The 5,102-nt window shown below is 64.2% G+C and carries 6 protein-coding genes; all 6 read left to right on the top strand.

Annotated features, from left to right (window positions below; all coding sequences use genetic code 11):
* Positions 1-207 precede the first annotated feature (207 nt).
* On the top strand, positions 208-1,365 hold the full coding sequence (atuD, locus tag AC07W0_RS30805; RefSeq protein ID WP_102619013.1) for a citronellyl-CoA dehydrogenase: 1,158 nt from the start codon (positions 208-210) through the stop codon (positions 1,363-1,365).
* Positions 1,362-2,129, top strand: coding sequence for an enoyl-CoA hydratase/isomerase family protein (locus tag AC07W0_RS30800; RefSeq protein ID WP_102619012.1), 768 nt, complete (start codon positions 1,362-1,364; stop codon positions 2,127-2,129). The genes atuD and AC07W0_RS30800 overlap by 4 nt, the downstream gene beginning before the upstream one ends.
* Positions 2,126-3,907 carry an acetyl-CoA carboxylase biotin carboxylase subunit gene (locus AC07W0_RS30795; protein WP_371918440.1) on the top strand — a complete coding sequence of 594 codons (1,782 nt, stop codon included), beginning with the start codon at positions 2,126-2,128 and terminating at the stop codon, positions 3,905-3,907. Before AC07W0_RS30800 ends, AC07W0_RS30795 begins: the two co-directional genes overlap by 4 nt.
* 9 nt (positions 3,908-3,916) lie before the next feature.
* Positions 3,917-4,039 (top strand): biotin/lipoyl-containing protein, encoded by a 123-nt coding sequence (locus AC07W0_RS30790; protein ID WP_371918439.1) that lies wholly within the window; start codon positions 3,917-3,919, stop codon positions 4,037-4,039.
* Positions 4,040-4,112: 73 nt separating this feature from the next.
* The gene (locus AC07W0_RS30785) at positions 4,113-4,655 is read left to right on the top strand and encodes a 3'-5' exonuclease (protein ID WP_017849401.1); all 543 of its coding nucleotides are present in this window, start codon (positions 4,113-4,115) and stop codon (positions 4,653-4,655) included.
* Positions 4,656-4,719: 64 nt separating this feature from the next.
* Complete coding sequence (gene ppnP / locus AC07W0_RS30780) at positions 4,720-5,004, top strand: pyrimidine/purine nucleoside phosphorylase (protein ID WP_017849400.1); 285 nt, start codon at positions 4,720-4,722, stop codon at positions 5,002-5,004.
* The last annotated feature ends 98 nt before the right edge of the window (positions 5,005-5,102 follow it).

Below are 5,102 nucleotides of genomic sequence, written 5' to 3'. Positions count from 1 at the left end.
AACGGATATGTACTCAACCCAAAAAAATGGTCGGCCCAGAGGCCGCCATCGGGGGCAAGCCCCCTCCCACATTTGGAGCTAGGTGAGCCCAATTTCGAGCGAGGTGAGCCCATTGGATATCTACCCGCTGTAGGACCGCCAGCAAACCAGCTCCCACAGACGGAGCCATGCACACCCGAAGAACGCCCACACGGAGAACAATAAAAAATGATCTTCACCCAGGAACACCAAGCACTGCGCCGCACCGTCCGCACCTTCGTCGACCGCGAGATCAACCCCCACGTCGACGAATGGGAAAAAGCCGGCCGCTTCCCCATCCACGATATCTTGCGCAAGGCCGGCGACCTCGGCCTGCTGGGCATCTCCAAACCCGAACAATTCGGCGGCATGGGCCTGGACTACAGCTACTCCATCGTCGCCGCCGAAGAATTCGGCAGCATCCGCTGCGGCGGCATCCCCATGTCCATCGGCGTACAGACCGACATGTGTACCCCCGCCCTCGCCCGCTTCGGCTGCGACGCACTGCGCGAAGAATTCCTGCGCCCGGCCATCAGCGGCGCGCAAGTCGGTTGCATCGGCGTCTCGGAAGCCGGCGCCGGTTCCGATGTGGCCGGGCTGAAGACCCAGGCACGCAAGGACGGCGACGACTACGTGATCGACGGCAGCAAAATGTGGATCACCAACTCGCCGAGCGCCGACTTCATGTGCCTGCTGGCCAACACCTCCGACGACAAGCCGCACCTCAACAAGTCGCTGATCATGGTGCCGATGAACACACCGGGGATCAGCGTCAGCCCGCCCTTGGAAAAACTCGGCATGCACAGCTCCGAGACCGCCCAGGTGTTCTTCGACGGCGTGCGTGTGCCGCAACGCAACCGCATCGGCCATGAAGGTGCGGGGTTCATGATGCAGATGCTGCAATTCCAGGAAGAACGCCTGTTTGGCGCGGCCAATATGATCAAGGGCCTGGAGTCCTGCATCGACAGCACGATCGAATACTGCAAGGAGCGCCAGACCTTCGGCAAAGCGCTGATCGACAATCAGGTGATTCACTTTCGCCTGGCCGAACTGGCCACCGAAATCGAATGCCTGCGCGCCCTGGTCTACCAGGCCACCGAGCAGTACATCAAAGGCCAGGACGTGACGCGCCTGGCCTCCATGGCCAAGCTCAAGGCCGGGCGGCTGGGCCGCGAAGTCAGCGACAGTTGCCTGCAATACTGGGGCGGCATGGGCTTTATGTGGGACAACCCGGTGGCCCGCGCCTATCGCGATATGCGCCTGGTGTCGATTGGCGGCGGCGCCGACGAAATCATGCTGGGCATCATCTGCAAACTGATGGGCACCCTGCCGGGGAAAAAACCATGAACACCCTGCTGCTCGAACCCCATAACGGTGTGCTGCACATCACCCTCAACCGTCCGCAAAGCCGCAACGCGATGAGCCTGGAGATGGTCAATGAACTGCGCGCGGTGCTGGCGCAGTTGGACAATCAGGTGCGCGCGCTGGTGATCAGCGGCGCGGCCGGGCATTTCTGTGCCGGGGCGGACGTGAAAGACCTGCTCGGCGCCAGCGACAAGGCGCAATTGCAGACGCTGAACCGCGCGTTCGGCACCTTGCTGCAGGAAGTTGAAGCCGCGCCCCAGGTGGTGATCGTGGTGCTGCAAGGCGCGGTGCTGGGCGGTGGCTTTGGTTTGGCGTGCGTCAGTGATATTGCGCTGGCCGATCACCAGGCGCAGTTCGGCTTGCCCGAGACCAGCCTGGGCTTGCTGCCGGCGCAGATCGCGCCGTTTGTGGTCAAGCGCATCGGTCTGACGCACGCGCGCCGGCTGGCGCTGACGGCGGCGCGGTTCGACGGGGTCGAGGCTGAGCGCTTGGGCGTGGTGCATTTTGTCGAGCGCGATCCGCAGGCGTTGGCCGAACGCCTGGATGAAGTGCTGGGCCAGGTATTGCGTTGCGCGCCGGGGGCGAATGGGCGGACCAAGGCCTTGCTGCTGGCCAGCGCGGAGCAACCGCTGGGGCCGTTGCTGGATCAGGCCGCCGCGTGGTTCGCCGAGGCGGCGACGGGCGAAGAAGGGATCGAAGGCACCCAGGCCTTTGTGCAACAGCGCAAGCCACGGTGGGCCGAATGAACAAGATCCTGATCGCCAACCGCGGCGAAATCGCCTGCCGCATCCAGCGCACCGCCCAGGCCTTGGGCTACCGCACCGTAGCGGTCTACAGCGACGCCGACGCCCAGGCCGCGCACGTGCAGATGGCCGACGAAGCCGTGAATATCGGCCCGGCACCGGTGCAGCAGTCCTACCTGAATATCCCGGCGATTCTCAGCGCAGCTCAACGCACGGGTGCCGACGCGGTCCACCCCGGTTATGGCTTTCTCTCTGAAAACCCCGATTTCGCCCGCGCCTGCATAAACGCCGGGCTGACCTTCATCGGCCCCAGCGTCGAGGCCATCGAACTGATGGGCAGCAAGCGCCGGTCCAAACTCGCCATGCTCGAGGCCGGTGTCCCGTGCGTCGCCGGCTACCAAGGCAGCGCCCAGGACGACGCCACGTTGCAAATAGAAGCTGAACGCATCGGCTTCCCGCTGATGATCAAGGCCAGTGCCGGCGGCGGCGGCCGAGGTATGCGCCTGGTGCATCAGCGCGAACACCTGCAAGAGCAACTGCGCAGCGCCCGCTCCGAAGCCCTGAATGCGTTCGGCAGCGACGAACTGATCCTGGAACAGGCGCTGATCGAGCCGCGCCACGTCGAAATCCAGCTGTTCGGCGACAGCCACGGCAACCTGATCCACCTCGGCGAACGCGACTGCTCGGTCCAGCGCCGCCATCAGAAAATCATTGAAGAAGCGCCCTGCCCGGTGATGACCCCGGCCCTGCGCCAGGCCATGGGCGAGGCGGCGCTCAAGGCCGGGCGTGCGGTGAATTACGTCGGCGCAGGCACGGTGGAGTTCCTGCTCGACCGCGACGGCCGGTTCTACTTCCTGGAGATGAACACTCGCCTGCAAGTCGAACACCCGGTCACCGAACTGATCAGCGGCCTCGATCTGGTCGACTGGCAACTGCAAATTGCCGCCGGCCAACCGCTGCCGTTACAGCAAGCGCAGGTCAGCCTCAGCGGCCACGCCATGGAAGTGCGCCTGTACGCCGAAGACCCGGCCCAGGGCTTTCTGCCGCAAACCGGTGCGGTGCTGCGCTGGGAACCGGCCGCGGGCGTGCGGGTCGACCACGGCGTTCTCGAAGGTCAGCGCATCAGCCCGTTCTATGACCCGCTGCTCGGCAAGATCGTCGCCCATGGCGCCACCCGCGAGGAGGCGCGGCGCAAGCTGCTGCGCGCCGTGGAGGACACGGTGCTGCTGGGCGTGGCGAGCAACCAGCAGCTGTTGACCGACCTGCTCAAGCACCCGAAGTTTATCCACGGCGACTTCAGCACCGCGTTGATCGCCGAACACTTCAGCGAGATCCACCGCCCCCGCGCATCCGCCGAACAGCTGGCCCTGGCCGCCGCGCTGTTTTATCAACACAGCGCTCAGGCCCATGCCCCGGCCTTATCAGGGTGGCGCAACGGCGCTGACGTGCCGTGGAGCTATCAGTTGGCCGTCGACGATGCGGTCCAGGACATCACGGTCAGCGTCCTCGCCGACCATCACCTGCAGGCCAACGGCATCGACATCCGCCACCTCAGCAGCGACGGCCGCTGGGCCACCGCAGTGATCAACGGCATCCGCCGCCGCAGTGCCTACCACCTCGACGGTGCCCAGCTGTGGCTACCGGGCGTGAGCGTGACCAACCGCAACCACCACGTTGCCAACCGCCAGCCCCCAACCGGCGGCGGCAGGGTCGAGGCGCCGATGGACGGCGCCATCGTCGATGTGCGCGTGCGCGCCGGTGAACGCGTCACCCAGGGGTAACTGCTGCTGGTGCTCGAAGCGATGAAAATGGAGCATCCGCTGAAGGCCGGCATCGACGGTGTGGTCAAGGCCGTGCAGGTCATGGCCGGCGATCAGGTGCGCAATCGCCAGGTGTTGCTGGAGATCGAATAAAGCCTGGGCGGAACTACGCGGCCGGGCTACGCTCTATCCCCATCAGGACGGGAAGAGTACGGGAATCTGCACGATGCCTCATTGGCTGATTATTGACCTTGAAGCCACAACGGATGACGGCGGCTGGCCCGTGACGGAGATGGAAGTCATCGAGATCGGCGCAAGCCTGGTCAACCGCCAGGGCCGCGAGTTGGATCATTTCCAGCGTTTTGTGCGACCGCAGCGGCGTCCATTGCTGACGCCCTTCTGCCGCAAGCTGACCCATATCAGCCAGGCGAACATGGACAGCGCCGCGCCTTTCGGCGATGTGTGGGCGCTGTTCGAGCGCTGGCTGGGCCAGCATCAGGCACACCTGGAAGGTTGGGCCAGCTGGGGCGACTACGATCGCCAGCAGCTCGAGCTGGAGTGGCAGCGCCATGGCCTGAGCAGCGCGCTGGCCCAAACGCCCCATATCAACCTCAAGCAACGCTTCGCCAAGGCCCGGCGCCTGGACAAGCCAACGGGGCTCAATAGCGCCCTGCAATTGGCGGGGATGCAGTTCAATGGCCAGCAACACCGGGCGCTGGAAGATGCGCGCAACACCGCACGCCTGTTACCGCTGATTTTGCCGGTCTAGGCAGCTCCCTTGCCCTTGGGCATACTGGCCGACCTTTCCAGACCCTTTTTCCGAGGATTCGCCCATGTTTAAAGTCAACGAGTACTTCGACGGCACCGTCAAGTCGATCGCTTTCGGCACCGCAGAAGGTCCGGCGACCATCGGCGTCATGGCCCCGGGTGAATACGAATTCGGCACTGCCCAGCGTGAGATCATGCACGTGGTATCCGGCGCCCTGACCGTCAAGCTGCCCGACAGCAGCACCTGGGAAACCTTCGCCGCCGGCAGCCTGTTCCACGTTCCGGCCAACAGCAAGTTCCAACTGAAGGTCGCCGTGGACACCGCTTACCTGTGCGAATACCGCGGCTAAGCAATTCCCGCGCGAAAAAAATGGTTCTTCACGGATTGCCGGGAAAGACGCTCTTGATCTTCATGAAAAAGAATTCGCTGTCCCGGTAACCGTACGCC

The organism is Pseudomonas sp. GW704-F2 (assembly GCF_059423025.1).
Note: the sequence above shows the minus strand (reverse complement) of the source record. Positions and strands in the feature narration are given on the sequence as shown.